This window comes from Enterobacter sp. ECC-249, from assembly GCF_043965265.1.
Lineage (GTDB): Bacteria > Pseudomonadota > Gammaproteobacteria > Enterobacterales > Enterobacteriaceae > Enterobacter > Enterobacter quasiroggenkampii.
This window is the reverse complement of sequence record NZ_CP143660.1, coordinates 1,081,742-1,098,604: the sequence shown is the minus strand read 5'-3', so window position 1 is coordinate 1,098,604 and position 16,863 is coordinate 1,081,742. Positions and strand designations below refer to the sequence as shown.

Genomic DNA, 16,863 nt, shown 5'->3' with positions numbered 1-16,863 from the left:
CTAACCATCACCTGCACAGGAACACACTATGGCAACGTTTAAGGCAAAAGACGGCACGCAGATTTACTACAAAGAAGGCGGCGCGGGCAAACCGGTTCTCTTCAGCCACGGCTGGCCGCTGGACGGCGACATGTGGGACAGCCAGCTGAACTACCTGGCCGAGCGCGGCTTCCGCGCCATCGCCTTTGACCGCCGCGGGTTTGGCCGCTCGGATCAGCCGTGGAACGGTTACGACTACGACACCTTTGCGTCCGACATTAACGACCTGATCACCACCCTGGACCTCCAGGACGTGACGCTGGTGGGCTTCTCCATGGGCGGCGGCGACGTGACCCGCTACATCAACAACTACGGCAGCGCGCGCGTGGCCGGTCTGGCGCTGCTGGGCGCGGTCACGCCGATCTTCGGTAAATCAGCCTCCTTCCCGCAGGGTGTGGATCAGAGCGTGTTCGACGGCATTCGCGACGGACTGCGTAAAGATCGCGCCCAGTTCATCAGCGACTTCGCCACCCCGTTCTACGGCACCAACGCCGGGCAGACCGTTTCCGCCGGTGCCCTGACCCAGACGCTGAACATCGCCCTGCTGGCGTCCCTGAAGGGCACTATCGACTGCGTGACCGCGTTCGGCGAAACCGACTTCCGCCCGGATATGGCGAAAATCGACGTGCCGACGCTGGTAATTCACGGCAGCAACGACCAGATCGTGCCGTTTGAAAGCACCGGCAAGCTGGCGGCAGAGATGATCAAAAACGCCACGCTGAAGGTGTACGACAACGCACCGCACGGCTTCGCGCTGACCCACCAGGACCAGCTCAACGAAGATCTGCTGGCGTTTGTGAAGTCGCTGTAAGTCATTAAGCGAAGCCTGATGGCGCTTCGCTTATCAGGCCTACAAGGGCTGGTCCTGTAGGCCGGGTAAGGCGCAGCCGCCACCCGGCGCTTTCGCAGACGCGTTGCGCTCCGCCAGCAGCCGACAAATCTCCGCGTGCTTCTCCTCGGTAAAGGTAAAGCGCGACATAAAGCCCATGCGGATCAGCGACCCTATCGCAGGCAGCAGGCAGATCCCGAAGAACAGCCCCGACAGCACGCCTTCGCTCTGAATTTGCGCCTGCGGCACGTAGCCGATCATCGTCAGAAACACGCCGATTAACCCGCCGCCTACCGCCACCGACATCTTGCCGGTGAAGGTCTGCCCGGAGAAAGTGATCGCCGCGCAGCGCTTGTGGGTGTGGTACTCCGCGTACTCGATGGTGTCGGCAATCATCGACGAGGTGAGGATGTTGGTCATCATCACGAACAGCGTGCTCAGGCCGAGCAGAATAAACAGCATCGTCACCTGCTGATAGCCGACAAACCACATCACCACGCGCACCGCCACGTCCAGCCCGCAGAGGATCATAAACAGCTTCCGCTTCTGCATCCGGCGCGTCAGCATCGGGGCGACCAGGCACAGCACCGCCGCGACTATCCCCATCACGCCAATCGCCATCTGCAGGCTGCCGTCGCCCAGGTTGTTGATAAAGAAGTAGATATAGAGCCCGCCCGCCACGTTGTGAAACACGCAGAAAAAGAACGACAGCAGGACGATAAACAGCGGCTTGTTCTGGCGCAGGTTGTGGAAGGTGTCGCGGATGGTCACCTTTTCCGGGCTCGGCGGCACGCGCTCATTGATCTGCATGAAGCCGTTAAGCATCAGCGGCAGGCCCACCAGCATCATCACCAGCGCCGCCATAAAGTAGCCTTTATCATTACTGTACTGGGCGAAGTAGGCCGCCAGCTTCGGGAAGAAGATGTTGGCGCAGGCAATCCCGGCGTTCACCCCGAGCATCGCCGCCGTCACCGCGCGGGTGCGCTGCCCGGAGTCGTTGGTCATCACCGACGACATCGACCAGAATGGGATATCGGAGATGGCGTACAGCGTCCCCCACAGGATATACGTCACCCCGGCATAGAGGATTTTGGTGGTCATGTCCGCTTCGATTTTATAGAACGACAGCAGCGTGACGCCGGTGATCAGCAGCGGGGCGATCAGCAAAAAGTGGCGAAACTTGCCGAACCGGCTGTTAATGGTATCCATGATGCTGGCAAACAGCGGATCGTGAACCGCGTCCCACGCGCGGGCAATCAGGAAGATGGTGCTCGCCGCCAGCGCCGAAATCCCCAGCACGTCGGTGTAAAAATAGTTAATAAACGAACCCACTAAACCAAAGCTAAAACACTGACCTAAACCATAACCAAAATAAGACCACAGCTCGCGAGACGGGATTTTCATTGTCATTGTCATTGCCATTGTTATATGCCTGCCTGGTTGCCCGGCGGTGGACCGCCGGGTCGATATTATTAGTCCTGCGCCTGCGGGGCGATCTTGCGCAGTTGCTGCATCAGGGCGATTTCACGGCGCGAGAACGGAATGCCGTTCTCCTCAAACACGTCGTGGAACCAGAGGCGGCAGTAGTCCGTGGACTCTTTCATCACCACCGGCCACGGCAGCCACGTCTGGGTTTTGCCGCGCACCAGCCCCCACTGGTACGGTGCGACCTTCGCCGCGTACATCAGCGGGAGCTGCTCTTCGATGGTGCTGCCCACGTGGCGCGCCAGCCATTCGGTGCAGAACAGCGGCCGACCGAGCTTTTGCAGCTGCTGGATAATCGCCGTCATGCGCCCGGTGTGGGTGTAGGCGTGGAAGCTCACCACGTCCGAGAGCGCCAGCGCGGTCTGGTCCAGCGGATGCTGGAAGAACGTCTCGCCCTCCTCTTCCGGCGGCAGACGCCAGGCGCAGACGGTGAGCGGCTGGGTCGGATCTTCTTCACGCACCCACTGGAACGCCAGCTTCATCAGCGCGTGGGCGCAGGTCTCCAGCTTCGCGTCGTACTGCACCTCCTGCGTGCCGGTCGCGAAAATGCCGCGGTTGCCCGGCTCGTTGTAGAGATCCCACAGCAGCACGCGCTTATCCTCGCGGAATTGGCGGACAACGTCGCGGATATAGCGCTCAATGTCTGCCCAGCAGTCCGGATCGCACACCTTGTCGCGCCCCGGGCTCGCCGCCGCCTGGCTGTTGTGCTTGCCCGGCACGGGCGGCTTTTGCGGGCCGAGGTACGGCTCGTCGCCGGAGAAGCCGCAGTCGTCCATCAGGGTCAGCATGGTGCTGAACCCGTGGCCGTCGGCAATCGTTAAAAAGCGGTCGATGCGCGCCATCAGCCCGTCGCGGTCGTGCTCCCAGACGATAAACGGCAGGTTGATGCGCAGGGTGTTGTAGCCCGCCTCCGCCGCCCAGCCCAGCTCGCGGTCAATCGTCACGGCGTCGAAGGTCTCTGCCTGCCAGATATCGGTCCAGTTCACCGCCGTCGACGGCAGATAGTTAAACCCGCACAGCCAGCCCTTTTGCTCATACCACGCCTGTGCCTGCTCCCTGCTCCACTGCTCTTTCATTACGCGTCCTCTTACTGATAATATTTAGCTAATAAATATTAGTTGCGGGATAAATGCGCAATTTCTCGCACGAAGAAAAGCGATGCCCCTCACAAAGTTCACGCTTCGATGAATGAGAAACGTGATCGACGGCGCTAAAGCGTGCGGTTAGGGTATGATGCGAAATCGCGAAAGGGAGAGGACGGATGAAGCGAAAAACGAAAGTGACGATGAACGATATTGCGCGGGCGGCGGGCGTGTCGCAGGCGACGGTATCGCTGGTGCTCAACCAGTCCCGCAACATCAAGCTCAGCGACGACACCCGCCAGCGGGTGATTGGCGTCGCCACCGAGCTCGGCTACGACCGCCTCCCCGCCGTTCACGCCCCGCGCAACCAGGAAGAAATCGCCCTGCTGGTCAGCTCGCTGCAGAGCTTTGACCCGTTTATCGACGCCATCAGCCAGGCGCGGGAAGCGGCGTGGCGCAACGAGACCCTGCTCACCGTCTACGACTACGGCGACGACATCGAGCTGGCGCTGAACATCATCCGCCAGCTGGAGAAGCGCAACTGCATCGGGATTATTCTCGCGTCTCCGGTCACCACGCTGGTGGACATGACGGCCTTCCAGGACTGCACCCGCATCCCGCTGGTGCTGCTCAACCAGCGCGACCCCGGCTCGCCGCTGCTGCCGTCGTTTATCCCGGACGACTACGCCAACGCCTTCCAGGTGACTAAACACCTCATCGCCTGCGGGGCCACGCGCATCGCCCACATCACCGGCGAAAGCTGGATGGAGGCCTCACGCCAGCGTCTGGCGGGCTACCAGGCCGCGCTGCAGCAGGCCGGACTGGCGTGCGACGACGGCCTGGTGCGCCAGACCAACTGGCAGTTCAGCGAGTCCTTTACCGCCACCACCTCCCTGCTGGAACTGGCCGAGCGCCCGGACGCCATCTTCTGCGCCAGCGACTGGCTGGCGATTGGCTGCTATCAGGCGCTGGCGGTGAACGGCGTGCGCATCCCGCAGGACATGCTGCTGGCGGGCTACGACGACCAGAAGATCTCCGAGCAGCTCACCCCACCGCTGACCAGTATCCAGCTGCCTTACAGCGAGCTGGGACGGCTGGCGGTGGAGTACCTGTGCAATCAGGAAGATGCCGCCACGCACGTGACGCTGGCGGGCAGGCTGAAGGTGCGCGCCTCAAGCCTCGTCTGAGGCAAACACCATCCCCGCATAGGGCTTCTCGCGACACGCCGCCAGCCGCGCGGCGAGGCTGCCCACGTGCAGCTCCAGCTTGTGCCCGTCCGGGTCGAGAAAATAGAACGACGCCCCCTCGCTTTTGTTCTGCTTCCAGACGGTGACGCCCGCCTGCTCCAGCCTTTGCGAGAACGGTTCAAAATCCGCTTCCGCGACGGTAAACGCGTAGTGGGTATAGTCGCTCTCCTGCGGCGGCACGTACCGGCGCGCCTCGTCGTACGACAGGCAGACCCACAGATCGCCGCAGGTGAGATAGGCCCCGGTATTCCAGCGGGCGTGCAGGGTCAGCCCCAGCAGTTCGTGCCAGAAGGTGACGCTTTTTTGCAGGTCGCTGACCGCGAGAGTCAGGTGGTTGAGTGATTGCAGCATGACGTGCCCTTTTGTTTTTCGCGCCGGACGTGATACGGTAAAGAGATGAACATAAACCACGCCGTGCTCACCGTAAACCGCTGGTGGCTGCCTTCTTAAAGGCGGCACGGAGTAGTTTTCCCCCATTTTTAGATAGCCGCCGAAAGGCGGCTTTCACATTTCTAAGACTCCTTTCGGCAACTGCCCATTAAGGAGTCTTTATGAACACGCAAACCATCCTCACCGGCGACCGCCCAACCGGCCCGCTGCACCTCGGCCACTTCGTCGGCTCGCTGCGCCAGCGCGTGGCGCTCCAGCAGACGCACAGCCAGTTTGTGCTGATCGCCGACCTGCAGGGGCTGACCGACAACGGCAGTAACCCGCAGAAGATCCGCGATAACATCCCCGAAGTGCTGGCCGACTACCTCGCCGCCGGCATCGACCCGAACCTGACCACGATCTGCCTGCAGTCCGCCCTGCCCGCCCTCGCCGAGCTGACGATGCTGTATATGAACATCGTCACCGTCGCCCGCGTGGAGCGTAACCCGACGGTGAAAAACGAGATTGCGCAGAAAGGCTTTGCCCGCTCGCTGCCGGTCGGGTTTATGGCCTACCCCATCAGCCAGGCGGCGGACATCACCGCGTTCAAGGCCGAGTGCGTGCCCGTCGGCGACGACCAGCTGCCGATGATTGAGCAGACTAACGAGATTGTGCACAAGATGAACAGCCTGCTGCCCGTTCCGGTGCTGCGCCACTGTAAGGCGATGCTGAGCGACACTAGCCGCCTGCCCGGCATTGACGGCAGCGCCAAGATGTCGAAATCGCTGGGCAACACGCTGCACCTTTCGGCCAGCGAAGAGACGATTCACCGTGCGGTCAGCGCCATGTACACCGACCCGAACCACCTGAAGGTGAGCGACCCGGGGCAGATTGAGGGGAACGTGGTGTTTACGTACCTCGACGCGTTTCATCCGGACAAGGAGAAAGTGGCGGCGATGAAGTCGCACTATCAGGCAGGCGGGCTGGGCGACCGGGCGTGTAAGAACGAGCTGGAGGCGTGTTTGCAGGAACTGATTGCACCGATGCGGGAGCGGAGGGCGATGTATATGCGTGACAGGGGCGAGCTGATGGCGATGCTGAAGCGCGGGACCGAACGGGCGCAGGGGGTGACGCAAGGGACGTTGAGGGAGGTGAAGGTTGGGCTGGGGGTGCCGGTGTTTTAAAACACAGCTTAAATAATAATCCCGGCGCAGGGCCGGGATATTTATCAGGCGTTACGCTTAATGACCGGAATATCGCCGGTGTCATTTAACGCACCCGGAAACGTTTTTAACCACTGCGCGACTTTCTGTTTATTTATATTCACCACACTCATACCTTCCAGGCATCCCCATAATTCTCTTGTATGCTGCGGCGTAATCACAATGCAGTCTTTCATGGCGCGGATTTTTACGGGCATGCCGTCGATAAAGCCCGCACGGGTTAACCACTCACCACCCAGAATAAGATATTTCATGTCTATGCGAGCATACAGTTCGCAGCAAACTGCACTGTCCTGCGGCGTTTCCGCGCGAGGATGGACGGGGGCCGCGTTGGGCGGGTTGCCGTGAAGACGGCGGGCGCTGTTTTTGCGTACCAGCTCGCGGTTTTCAATCATGCCGGTGAAAGCGTCTGATTCTGTTTTGCAAACAGTAAACTCTTGCTTAAAATTCGTCGCAGCCATTTTCAACTCCTTTTCAGTTGTTGGTGGTTAGCGGTATGGGGGTGTTGCAGCACCTTCATATCGCGAATTCTTCTTTAATATTCTTTGATACTTCCTTTTGCCGGTTGGCGTAATTTCTGGTGCTCATTATACAGGGCTGAATATAAATACAGCGGTTTGGTGTTGGGTAAATTTGGAATTTGCGAGGGGGATTCAGGAAATAGCGTAGTGTGCGGTAAGGTCATGTTTTTGTTGATTGTGGGTTGCCTGTCCTGAGTTTTGCGAGCATCATCGCAATTATTTACCTTCTTCCGTAACGCGATGGCTTCCAGCAAAACTCTTGAACAGGCAATTGCCGACATCACTATCTGGCGCAAAGGCGAACAGCGTGCGCCGCATAAGCCTTTATTGCTTCTGTACGTGCTGGCGAAGTATCAGCAGGGGCATGCGCGACTGTTTGATTACGGAACTGAGGTCCACGAGCAGCTGCTTAGCCTGTTAGAACGCTTTGGCCCACAGCGGAAGGCGCATTACCCAAATATGCCCTTCTGGCGGCTCAAGAGGGACGGATTTTGGGATCTGAAGAACACTGAGTTCTGTTCGACCACTGGCAGTAAGCAACCGCCTGTTAAAGAACTTGTGGAACATAACGTCGCAGGCGGGTTTGATGAAGAGCACTTTGCGCTTCTGATTAAGAACCAAAAACTGATCGGCTCGCTGGCGCAGCAGATCCTTGAAGCGCACTTTCCTGAAAGCATTCAGGAAGAGATCGCGGATGAGATGGGTTTTGATATCCAGCAGATTCGTAAGGTTCGCGATCCGCTGTTCCGGCAGCAGGTGCTACGTGCTTATAACTATGAGTGCGCAATCTGCGGATTCAACATGCGGCATGATAACGCCTCTGTTGGACTTGAAGCCGCGCATATCAAGTGGAAGCAGTTTGGCGGACCGTGTGAGATCCCGAACGGACTGGCACTGTGTGCGATTCATCATAAGGCGTTTGATAAGGGCTCTATTGGGCTTGATGAGAGTATGCGGGTGCTGGTGTCCGAGGCGGTGAATGGGGGAGGGATTGTTGGGCGGCTGTTCTGGGATTTTGCAGGGAAGCAAATTGCGCTGCCAATGGTGAAAAGGAATTATCCAAGGGAGGGGTTTGTGGAGTGGCATCGTAGGGAGGTGTTTAAAATAGGTTAAAACCAATCTAAAGTAGTTATTTTTTAAGCAATGACGTCCATTTTTATGGGCTTTAATATTAAAATTATCATCTACTACAAAATCTAGTACATATAGTTTATAATACCCCATTGCTTTAATTGGAACAGCAGAATGAAAGAAAACGAAAAAATAAAAGAGTTCGCTATTAAAAAAATACTTTTAACGCATTTATTGAAATGCGAAGATGATTCTAACAGTTATGCTATAACAGAATTTAGCATCGCTAATTTCACGAGAAGAGTAGATGTTTTCTTTGTGAAAGATGATACTCTTCATGCTTTTGAAATTAAAAGTGAATTCGATTCACTTAATAGATTAGAGGGCCAAATCTCTGAATACTTGAATCATTTTGACAAAGTTACTATAGTAGCTGCGTCAAAATTCATTCCTAATATACTACTTAAAACACCAAGCAATGTTGGCATATGGGAAATCAAAGATACAACATTTAAAATCATTAGGCAAGGACGCATATCGCGAGTAAAAGACAAATTAACATTTGTTCGAATGATGACTCTGGTAGAACTGATTAATTTATCAAAAAAACAACATTTAAATATAACGAGCAGAAAAAGAATAGACATCGAAGTTTTAGTGTCAAAACTACCTATTTATCTTCTAAGAGGGGCAGCCATAGAAAATATTAAGAATAGGTATAGAAAAAGAGGAGGTAATTTTTATAATTACTCAGAATTACAGACAAAGGCGATAATTAAAACTGAGAGTAAAAAGAAAAATATACCAGCAATCTCTTATGAAAAAAAATTAGACAGTTTTCTTCAAGCAATAAAAGCAATCAAAGATGGTATTTAATAACGATATTATAATTATAATATCGTTATTAATGTATTAATCAACCCATTCCTCCTCAGTATCTAAATCATCTAAAGAGTCATGATAATGTAGTTGCTGATACAAATGCAGGTTTATACGTACTGCCGTTGCCCTGTTAGCTGAAGTAATCCCAAAAGGATCTCCAAGGCATGTCTTTTCAATCATTTGAGTGCCCCAAAGATGTAAATTATGATCCCAATATTCAGAATCTAACATTTCACATGCAGCAAGTTTGTATAATTCCTCCTTCTCGATCGTCCCAGATGAAAATTCTTTTCTTATAAAACGCCACTCATTTTTGAGAGGATAATCTATTCTTGGTGGGGGAGTACCGGCACCACCATCATTGTTTAATGCTCTTGTACTTGCTCGATCAGAATAAATAGTCTTAATTTTTTTACAATCTTTAAAAATTTTATTAAAAATTTGTCTTTCATAGATTGGTATCTCCCCACGATAGGAGCCAGCAAAAGAGTATGGAAATGAAGTTCCAGAAACACTAAACACAGCTGAAGGGAGTAAGGTATTAATGTTTTTTATGAGATTAGAATATTTTTGATACTCTAAAAGATCAAACCGATTCACATCGCCATAATCAAATATTACAAGCAAACCATGATCGTAATTTTTTTTTGATAAAATCTTAATTGCAGCAGTGAAATCTGACAGTGATATTGCATGAGACCCAAAAAACTCAAAACGAGCAACAATAGGTTTATTTAATAATATGAGCTTTTCTAATTGAGCACTCAATTCATTAACTTTACCAAATTGAAGCGCAGGTATAAAATTATTATGCTGAGCAATGAAATCCGACCAATTACTATACCCGTCATCTGGTGAAGATAAATTCAAAATTTCCTTAGTAAACTCATCTGAACAAGTAACTTTACCTTCTGCCAAGTTAACCAGAAAGTCTTTATCTAAATCAGCAATAAAATAATTATCACCAATGGCTTTTTTTATCCGTTCTAATGACTTTATAAAAGTTTTCGAGTTTGCCCACTTCTTAAGAGAGATTAAAGGCAATAAAAGAGACTTATCCTTTGAAGGTAATTCTTCCAAGGCTGCCATCTCTGCCGGCTTGAGTGCAAGAATTGGTATGTAAGAAAATTTTGTCAGCAGCATAGACATCCCTTTTCAATTAACTCCCAAACGATATTTCAAGGCTATTACGGAAACAGCAAGACTTTCAGCCATTAACTCATAAAGTATAGCATCTTTTTTCCCTTTATAATGAATTTGATATATCTTATCGATGTGAGATGATGGCATAATTATATCTGCAGCCAGCCTGTTAGCCTCTGCTTCAATATCACCGGATTGTGAAGAACGATATAAAACATCGTCGCTTATACCTTCTCGCAATAAATGGCGGTGCAAAAGAAAATGTGCAATTTCGTGTGCTAAAGTGTAACGTTGCCTGGCTTTAACATCATGCCTGTTTATCCTGATCGTTACAACACCCTCTACTTCCTTAATTTCACCCGAGATATTTGCAGGTAAAGTTGCTAATTTAACCTGCAAACCGAGCTCACTCGCAAGCAAGCCTAATTTAATTGGGCATTCTTCCTGATATTTTTGAATAAGTTGCTTATTTTTTTGAGATAATAGTTGCCATTCATGTGAGTGGTTCATTTCTCTAGTTCCTCATCATCTAATTCTGGATATTTGTTAAAACCATCCTTTGAATCATCTGGGCGGCCTCTCAGTCGTAGATATACCATATCAACTGCACTTTCAAGGTGCTGTGTTAATGCCCCTTCGTCTATTAATCTAACAAGTTCTTTCTTGGCAACATAATCAATTTGTTTTGTTGTTTCTTCTTTTGCAACTAATGATGAAATATTCTTAACTTTTAATTCAATACTCTTTTTGAAGTTTCGATATCCAACGATAGACATTAATGCCAATAACACACTTATAAGTGTGATTATTATCGTCACACATCCTAGAAGGATACTAGCCCACAAAGCATAATTAAAGCTGGTATTTTCTTTCAAATCATCAAGTGCTTGAAGAAATTCATTTTGAGTATCTTTGACATTACCGTACTGCTCTATAAGAAAATCATCATTTTTCTTACTATAATTTTCAAATGAATAATTCGGTTTAATTAATTCAAAAGCAGGATCAGACTGCGGCTGCGTTAAACTTAAAGATTCAAATTTAATGCTTCCATGCGCATTCAATGATACGAATAAAAAAAATAATATGATTTTCTTATGCATATACTGTCCATTTAATACAATTTTATTCAAGATAACACCATAAACCGGAGAAATCTAATGGACAAGTGCTAATTTTAGCATTCTAAGCAAAAAAACCACCTTCAGGCAGCTCATTTTTGCATCATTTGGTGCGAAGGCCGGACTCGAATCTCGATGTAACTCACTGAAATTAAATAATTATTAATTTAATTATAACTAATATGCTACCCTTTTAAGCCCAAACCCTTTTACAACCACTTCAAGCTTAGCCATTTGATATTGCAAGCAAATTAAAGATTACGCCCTATTCGGTAAGGATCCGAAATCCGGATCCTTACCGAAACTCAATCCCCAAAAAGAATTTTTTTGCATTTAATAGTTCGCCTCGATTATTTCTCATTTTATATCATGTAGTTAAATGATGAGGAGTTAGTGAAGTGTAAACAGTCGACTCTTCACCTTTGTAATTTTTGCGCGCTCAGGTTGGGCCGGTTCAGGCGACGAGGGGAGGGAAGGGGAATTTTAGCTTTTACTGTTCATCTTTGATTTTTATATAAAATTTTCATAAGGTTAATAAGGTGATAGACAATGAAGGGGTGAACAGTCGATTGTTCACCCAGTATGATCATCAGGTATAAAAAATACCGGCTATTCAGGCCTGACGCGGCTTCGCGGGCTGGTAATCGTAAAAAAACACACCCGCGCAAAACCAGAATTACGTGAATAAACGCTCAGAACTGGCCGCGCAGTAGCCCGTCAAAAAATCCCCGTAAATTAAGCCATGCATGCGCATGGTTTTGCATGCGTTTTACCCGCCTCGCTGCCCTCGATGACGCCAGCTCTGGCACCATCTGAAGCTGCTCTTGCACCTGCATAAAAAGCGGCCCCTTAAGTGAGCAGGCGTGGCGGGAAGAGCATTACGCACCAGAAGTAAAATTATTTTTTTAGCAGTGTAGTCTCAAAATGGGATTTCAAATCTTGAAACGATACAATAATTATATTGATAAACTCTTTATTGTCATCATTCAGAATTGAATCAACAAAATCATTTAATGCTGAATATTGACTCAACACCTTGGAATCTATAAATTCCTTGTAAGTAATGCACTCACTTTTAATATTTAAACTATCACCAATGTACTGCTGTTCAAGAGATCGAATACACGGCAAACCGAATTCATTTCCTCGTAAAGTGATTGAAATGTTTTTAATTAGCTCGGTAATAAGCATCTCATCATTTGTTGGTGAGAACACAGAAGAGTCTCTATTTTTCCTAAAAAGTTGAGCCCAGAAAAGATACTGACACAAATAGAACCTTGTGCTATCAACAATATACTGGTTCGATGAAAGATTTTTGTGTTCTTTGATATAATACAATCGGCCTAAAAAGCCATTTGCAGCGCTCAGTAAAGTTAGTCCCCAACGGCCAACCTCAAGGTCCCTTGCCTTCCGAATATCGTAATTACGATCTTCTTCCTTTGCCTTTATATCACTTTCATATTTAAGTTTATTTTTAAAGGATTCTAATTCTCTTTTATCAATATGTTTTAAAAATGTTTTACAAACAAAACCAATAACGGCTAAAGAAATACTAGATGACAGAAGCCCTTCCCAAAACGCACTCATTTTCCACTCCGAGCTAAAAGTTCGTCATAATCAAATCCAGGAGGATTGTGTTTAATAAAATCCGAATCTATTCTAAATGACCGATATTGAGCCTCACGTAACGCATAAATATTCAGGGTAGCTGTTAAAATACAATGATTCTCTCCACCTTTAACATATATTTTATTAGAAATTGTACTGCTAGTAGGTTGAAGAACACATGAACCACCATAATGAGATGTATTTGATTGCGCAACATAGCAGTGTAAATCTCTGGCGGCTGATTCAGTGATGTGTTGATAATAATTTATATCCTTGTTCCATACACTAGCAAATAATATATCAAGCTTAGAGCGGAAAAGTGCCCGATGTTCAATATTTGCCAACTCAAAGCAGTTGTATGTTGAAAACGATATGTTTTTCCATTTTATTAAATGATATTTTTGATGTTCCGGAATAGGTGACGAAATATCCAGCCTTAATGAGGTCAACATTTTAATTTCACTTGGTGCATAGTGATTTTTAACTCTGAATGTCAACATACTGGACTTATGCTTAAAATGGGAAGAATAAGGTAACATTTCAACCAAAATATTATTCGCACGATCATTCACCACCCAGTGCTCAAGACCAAATATTAGAGCAACTTGCTTTCTTCTTGAATGTGCAGCCATAAATGGCAACCAAGAAACAGGTATCGATAACTCAGGAAGCAGTAATATCTGAACCTTCTCATCGGTCGCGGAATTAAGAATACGATAAAGATTTTTCTGTCGCTCATAGCTTAAATTTGGCAACTGATCTTTTCTACATGCACTCTCAATATCTTTGTATTCGACCTTCATATTTGCAAGAGCAATTTTTATTGTATCATTATGTTTAGTATCGTCTACATCGATCGTTATTTCCAGCGCTTTATTGTCTTTTATACGTTCTACAGAACAACTTTTTCTATGATATTTATTTTCCTCTGTAAAGTCATTTAAAGTATTTTTGTGCAAAGCATCAATTAATTCAAACAGTTGTTCTTCATCGGCATGGATATATCTTGGAGTTTTATTGATCTTTCTTTTTAACAGTGAAACACCATGCAATTTACTATATAAATTTTCTTCTGTAAGATCACCATTATAACTTGTGTAATTAGCTAAAGGCCAAGAAACTAGATTATGACGAATCATGTTGCTCATCCTAAATCTTTTTATCATCAAGGGCATTTCATCATGCTGATTTATTAAATCCCACAATCCTTCCAAACTTCTATTTCGTGGTTTTTCACCCCCTAACAAAGTATCTAAATCTAGCAATGCGAGATTTAAACACATTGAGATATCTATATATCGCTGGATTCCTAGCTTTAACTTATCGGCCACTAGTTCACTAATTTCGTTATTTCTATCGATTACATTATCATCATTTTTACTATACCATTTAACCTTGTGTATTAATTCAATAACTTGCTTATAAAACATTATTGAAAAGCCATATCTCCTTGTAATTAAGGTGTATGAAAGAACCTTTTCCCACAATCGGCAAAACCTTAGCCCGTTTTCACCTTTAAAGAATAATGTTATTTGCTTCAAGGTGTTTTCATTAGAAGGCAAATTACATAATCTGTGAGCTAAAATATGAGAGGATATATACTTAGAAAGCTCTGTTTCATTTTCCGCCAAACCCACTATACTCCTAAATTTATTGGCAGAGCCATCAAATAAAATATCATATGCAAACTTATCTAGGTCACTTGAAATATGCTCTTCTGGCAAAAAACGAAAAGCACTACTTCTGTTTTCAATTTCTTGTTTGAAAACCTGCAAACCAGCAAGACTATGATCTTTATTAAAATAATGAAAGATAAGCTTATCTTTTTGAATGGGTAACTCATGATACGCTGACGTCAATTTGAACCCCTTTTGATCGTCAGTAGGTATTATAAAGTCGTTTAACTTTCTGTTAATGAAATTAACTACTTCATCACCTCTATCTTCAATTCCAATTTTAGGCGAAGAAAAGACAAATAAAATATCATCTACATAACGACCATAATAAGATGGATTAATCTTGGATTTAATATCCCGGTCAAAATCACCGAGATACCAGTTTGCCAATATAGCTGATGACGTAAAACCAATTGGAATCCCCTTTAAAATAGATTCCGGGTGAGTTTCCTCAATAAAAGGAGATATCTTATTCCTATAAGTTTCATGCATCAGCTTTAACTTTTCATTCAGAAATAATGATAGTTCTTTAATTTCTTCAAGTTGATATTCTCTAATAAAATCGTCAATGACATCAAAATCAATGTCAATATTGTAATAATAACCTTTCAGATCAAGTGATAATATAGCAACATCATTACGTTCTTTTTCTATAACCTCAATTGCTTTATTTATCCCACCATCTCGCCATCGATTATAGTTATCAATATATCTTTCGAAAATATTTTTAGCATTTATTTTTCTGCTATCATCATTTTTCTTAGAGTATTTCTTGATTGACTTAGAAATTCTATTTCCGAAAACTGAGTCTGAAAAATTATCATCAAGTAAGGACCCAACAAAAATAGACCAAAGGGTTTCAATAATATATATTTCTGTAGGGGCAGTTATTAAATAATTCACTGCACAAACTTTATAATTATCCGCTGTTTTATTATTACTTAAGAAGAGGGCTCCACTTTTTTGTTCAAAGTCTAAATGACTATCAATTTTCTTTGGCAAAAGCTCAACTTCGATTTTATTCAGCCATTTTGTGAAATCTTCATTATCATTTTCGAAGAACTCAACTATTCGATCAATTTTTGATTGAAAATTAAAACTTTCAAAACGAGCCACTTCAGCTTTTAGAAAGAAATTAAGATTTTCATAGTAAGCATATGACTTAAGGCAATTATAAGCGCTTATAACGACATTGTTAGTAATCATTAATTATTATTCCTTTACTTAAGGGCGATTTAGTTTAAATCAAGCAAGCATCATCAATATTATTGATATATATTTAAGTGTTTAACTTTTTGCAAACTCATATGGAGAAATTAATGTATGGGTATTTCCGGAAAGAAATTCGGCCCCCCATTGAACCATTAGACGACGCTCATCAAAATGTTCAGAAATATGCATGTAGGCCGCACGCACATTGCTACGTTCGGAATGGCTCAACCGCCATTCTATAGCATCTTTGCTCCATAACCTTGACTCTTCCAAAGCAACACGCGCCATTGTTTTGAATCCGTTTCCACAAACTTCAGTTTTCGTGTCATAACCCATCGCCTGCCAAATAAGCGGAACGTTATGCTCCGCTTTCATCTTCATACCACGGTACGAGTAACGCACATATTTAATTTCATCTCGTTTTGCAGGTACACGCCAAAGAGATTCATCGAAGTCAAACTCATCCCAACGCGTAAAGCGTAACTCACTAGAAGGTAAAAAAGTTAGTAAAGAAAGCTCGACCGCGATCCGTGTCATTACACGGCCACGATATGCAGCAAGACGAGGAAGAAACTCAGGGAAGCGGCTAGAGGATAACGCGGGATAATGTCGCGGTTTGGTTGTCGATAGCGCACCGGCCATATCACTGGCTGGATTTGAGTTGATGTAATCATTCTGTACTGCATAATGCATAATAGTCGTGACACGCTGTTGAAGACGCTGCGCGACGTTATTCTTAGCACTGGCAATAACTTTTTTAATCGGGGCTAATAGGTGGCTGGTTTTGAACTGGCGAATGTCAGACGAACCGATTTGAGGGAAGATATAAAGCTCAAGGTAGCGTAGAACGCGCGATCTATGGTCTTCACTCCAGCGCTTGTTACTGGCAGGCCATTCACGAGCGACAGTTTCGAAAGTATATGCCCCCGAATTCTCGGCCTGAGCTTCTTTCTGCTCGGCTTTTGGATCAATGCTCTGCACTAACAGCTTTTTAGCTTCGTCGAGTTTTGCTATTGTCTGAGCAAGAGTCTCAGTAGGCCAAACACCTAAAGCGAGGCGCTCCTCTTTCCTGTCAGAGGAGCGTCGGTATTTCATGCGCCAGTTTTTAGAGCCCGTGGCCAAAACCTCAAGATACAAACCGCCGCCATCGGCGATTTTGTAGCGTTTGTCTTTTGGCTTAGCTGTCTCGACCTGTCTGGTGTTGACCTTCATTTGGGGGCACATTTCTAATCGAAGTTAAGATGCCCCCAATTATGCCCCCAATGACTTCCGGATTTCAACGGACAACCTCGGACGACTCAGGCCGTAAAAATCGCTGCGAAAATTGATTTTAAGTGAATAGTTGGACTTTTTCG

At 46.5% G+C, this 16,863-nt stretch carries 15 protein-coding genes; 5 read left to right on the top strand and 10 right to left on the bottom strand.

Translation table 11 applies throughout. The features are described 5' to 3' along the window. The first annotated feature begins 28 nt into the window (after positions 1 to 28). Entirely contained in the window at positions 29 to 850 is an 822-nt protein-coding gene (locus V1587_RS05300) for an alpha/beta fold hydrolase (RefSeq protein WP_371899416.1), read from the top strand. A 39-nt stretch (positions 851 to 889) separates the two neighbouring features. Here the strand turns inward: V1587_RS05300 and V1587_RS05295 are convergent, their stop codons facing one another. Together V1587_RS05295 and V1587_RS05290 are read right to left on the bottom strand one after the other, a co-directional pair. Beyond that, a complete protein-coding gene (locus tag V1587_RS05295) occupies positions 890 to 2,284 on the bottom strand; it encodes an MFS transporter (protein WP_371899456.1) in 1,395 nt (464 codons plus the stop codon). Positions 2,285 to 2,340: 56 nt separating this feature from the next. Further along, positions 2,341 to 3,429, bottom strand: a complete 1,089-nt coding sequence (locus V1587_RS05290) for a cellulase family glycosylhydrolase (RefSeq protein ID WP_395314524.1) — start codon at positions 3,427 to 3,429, stop codon at positions 2,341 to 2,343. A gap of 185 nt (positions 3,430 to 3,614) precedes the next feature. On the opposite strand from V1587_RS05290, the gene V1587_RS05285 reads away from it, so the two are divergent. Further along, positions 3,615 to 4,622, top strand: coding sequence for a LacI family DNA-binding transcriptional regulator (locus V1587_RS05285; protein WP_032664098.1), 1,008 nt, complete (start codon positions 3,615 to 3,617; stop codon positions 4,620 to 4,622). Here the strand turns inward: V1587_RS05285 and fosA are convergent. Then, positions 4,608 to 5,033: a FosA/FosA2 family fosfomycin resistance glutathione transferase gene (gene fosA / locus V1587_RS05280; RefSeq protein ID WP_371899419.1), complete on the bottom strand. Its 426-nt coding sequence runs from the start codon at positions 5,031 to 5,033 to the stop codon at positions 4,608 to 4,610. The genes V1587_RS05285 and fosA overlap by 15 nt on opposite strands. 200 nt (positions 5,034 to 5,233) lie before the next feature. Here fosA and trpS point away from each other — a divergent pair, with 200 nt between their 5' ends. Beyond that, positions 5,234 to 6,235, top strand: coding sequence for a tryptophan--tRNA ligase (trpS, locus tag V1587_RS05275; protein WP_371899420.1), 1,002 nt, complete (start codon positions 5,234 to 5,236; stop codon positions 6,233 to 6,235). Between the two features lie 44 nt (positions 6,236 to 6,279). Here the strand turns inward: trpS and V1587_RS05270 are convergent, their stop codons facing one another. After that, positions 6,280 to 6,735 (bottom strand): SymE family type I addiction module toxin, encoded by a 456-nt coding sequence (locus tag V1587_RS05270; RefSeq protein ID WP_395314523.1) that lies wholly within the window; start codon positions 6,733 to 6,735, stop codon positions 6,280 to 6,282. 300 nt (positions 6,736 to 7,035) lie between these two features. On the opposite strand from V1587_RS05270, the gene V1587_RS05265 reads away from it, so the two are divergent. Continuing rightward, positions 7,036 to 7,908, top strand: a complete 873-nt coding sequence (locus V1587_RS05265; protein WP_371899422.1) for a phosphorothioated DNA-binding restriction endonuclease — start codon at positions 7,036 to 7,038, stop codon at positions 7,906 to 7,908. 132 nt (positions 7,909 to 8,040) lie between these two features. Beyond that, a complete protein-coding gene (locus V1587_RS05260; RefSeq protein ID WP_371899423.1) occupies positions 8,041 to 8,742 on the top strand; it encodes a sce7726 family protein in 702 nt (233 codons plus the stop codon). A 36-nt stretch (positions 8,743 to 8,778) separates the two neighbouring features. Here V1587_RS05260 and V1587_RS05255 read toward each other — a convergent pair whose 3' ends face one another. The 6 genes from V1587_RS05255 to V1587_RS05230 form a co-directional block, all read right to left on the bottom strand. Further along, positions 8,779 to 9,891 (bottom strand): protein beta, encoded by a 1,113-nt coding sequence (locus V1587_RS05255; protein ID WP_367075487.1) that lies wholly within the window; start codon positions 9,889 to 9,891, stop codon positions 8,779 to 8,781. Between the two features lie 12 nt (positions 9,892 to 9,903). Next, entirely contained in the window at positions 9,904 to 10,401 is a 498-nt protein-coding gene (locus V1587_RS05250; RefSeq protein ID WP_367075485.1) for an ImmA/IrrE family metallo-endopeptidase, read from the bottom strand. Further along, the gene (locus tag V1587_RS05245) at positions 10,398 to 10,994 is read right to left on the bottom strand and encodes a hypothetical protein (RefSeq protein WP_367075483.1); all 597 of its coding nucleotides are present in this window, start codon (positions 10,992 to 10,994) and stop codon (positions 10,398 to 10,400) included. Before V1587_RS05245 ends, V1587_RS05250 begins: the two co-directional genes overlap by 4 nt. Positions 10,995 to 11,909: 915 nt before the next feature. Continuing rightward, positions 11,910 to 12,599 carry a hypothetical protein gene (locus V1587_RS05240; RefSeq protein ID WP_367075481.1) on the bottom strand — a complete coding sequence of 230 codons (690 nt, stop codon included), beginning with the start codon at positions 12,597 to 12,599 and terminating at the stop codon, positions 11,910 to 11,912. After that, positions 12,596 to 15,502, bottom strand: a complete 2,907-nt coding sequence (locus V1587_RS05235) for a reverse transcriptase domain-containing protein (RefSeq protein ID WP_367075480.1) — start codon at positions 15,500 to 15,502, stop codon at positions 12,596 to 12,598. Before V1587_RS05235 ends, V1587_RS05240 begins: the two co-directional genes overlap by 4 nt. An 81-nt stretch (positions 15,503 to 15,583) precedes the next feature. Then, positions 15,584 to 16,720, bottom strand: a complete 1,137-nt coding sequence (locus V1587_RS05230) for a tyrosine-type recombinase/integrase (protein WP_395314522.1) — start codon at positions 16,718 to 16,720, stop codon at positions 15,584 to 15,586. Positions 16,721 to 16,863: the final 143 nt, after the last annotated feature.

Excerpts from the sequence above, each read along its gene's own strand:
- V1587_RS05235 (WP_367075480.1), bottom strand. The coding sequence starts at position 15,502 with ATGATTACTAACAATGTCGTTATAAGCGCTTATAATTGCCTTAAGTCA.
- V1587_RS05230 (WP_395314522.1), bottom strand. The coding sequence starts at position 16,720 with ATGAAGGTCAACACCAGACAGGTCGAGACAGCTAAGCCAAAAGACAAA.
- fosA (WP_371899419.1), bottom strand. The coding sequence starts at position 5,033 with ATGCTGCAATCACTCAACCACCTGACTCTCGCGGTCAGCGACCTGCAA.
- V1587_RS05285 (WP_032664098.1), top strand. The coding sequence starts at position 3,615 with ATGAAGCGAAAAACGAAAGTGACGATGAACGATATTGCGCGGGCGGCG.
- V1587_RS05240 (WP_367075481.1), bottom strand. The coding sequence starts at position 12,599 with ATGAGTGCGTTTTGGGAAGGGCTTCTGTCATCTAGTATTTCTTTAGCC.
- V1587_RS05250 (WP_367075485.1), bottom strand. The coding sequence starts at position 10,401 with ATGAACCACTCACATGAATGGCAACTATTATCTCAAAAAAATAAGCAA.
- V1587_RS05245 (WP_367075483.1), bottom strand. The coding sequence starts at position 10,994 with ATGCATAAGAAAATCATATTATTTTTTTTATTCGTATCATTGAATGCG.
- V1587_RS05265 (WP_371899422.1), top strand. The coding sequence starts at position 7,036 with ATGGCTTCCAGCAAAACTCTTGAACAGGCAATTGCCGACATCACTATC.
- trpS (WP_371899420.1), top strand. The coding sequence starts at position 5,234 with ATGAACACGCAAACCATCCTCACCGGCGACCGCCCAACCGGCCCGCTG.
- V1587_RS05260 (WP_371899423.1), top strand. The coding sequence starts at position 8,041 with ATGAAAGAAAACGAAAAAATAAAAGAGTTCGCTATTAAAAAAATACTT.
- V1587_RS05270 (WP_395314523.1), bottom strand. The coding sequence starts at position 6,735 with ATGGCTGCGACGAATTTTAAGCAAGAGTTTACTGTTTGCAAAACAGAA.
- V1587_RS05300 (WP_371899416.1), top strand. The coding sequence starts at position 29 with ATGGCAACGTTTAAGGCAAAAGACGGCACGCAGATTTACTACAAAGAA.
- V1587_RS05255 (WP_367075487.1), bottom strand. The coding sequence starts at position 9,891 with ATGCTGCTGACAAAATTTTCTTACATACCAATTCTTGCACTCAAGCCG.
- V1587_RS05290 (WP_395314524.1), bottom strand. The coding sequence starts at position 3,429 with ATGAAAGAGCAGTGGAGCAGGGAGCAGGCACAGGCGTGGTATGAGCAA.
- V1587_RS05295 (WP_371899456.1), bottom strand. The coding sequence starts at position 2,284 with ATGACAATGACAATGAAAATCCCGTCTCGCGAGCTGTGGTCTTATTTT.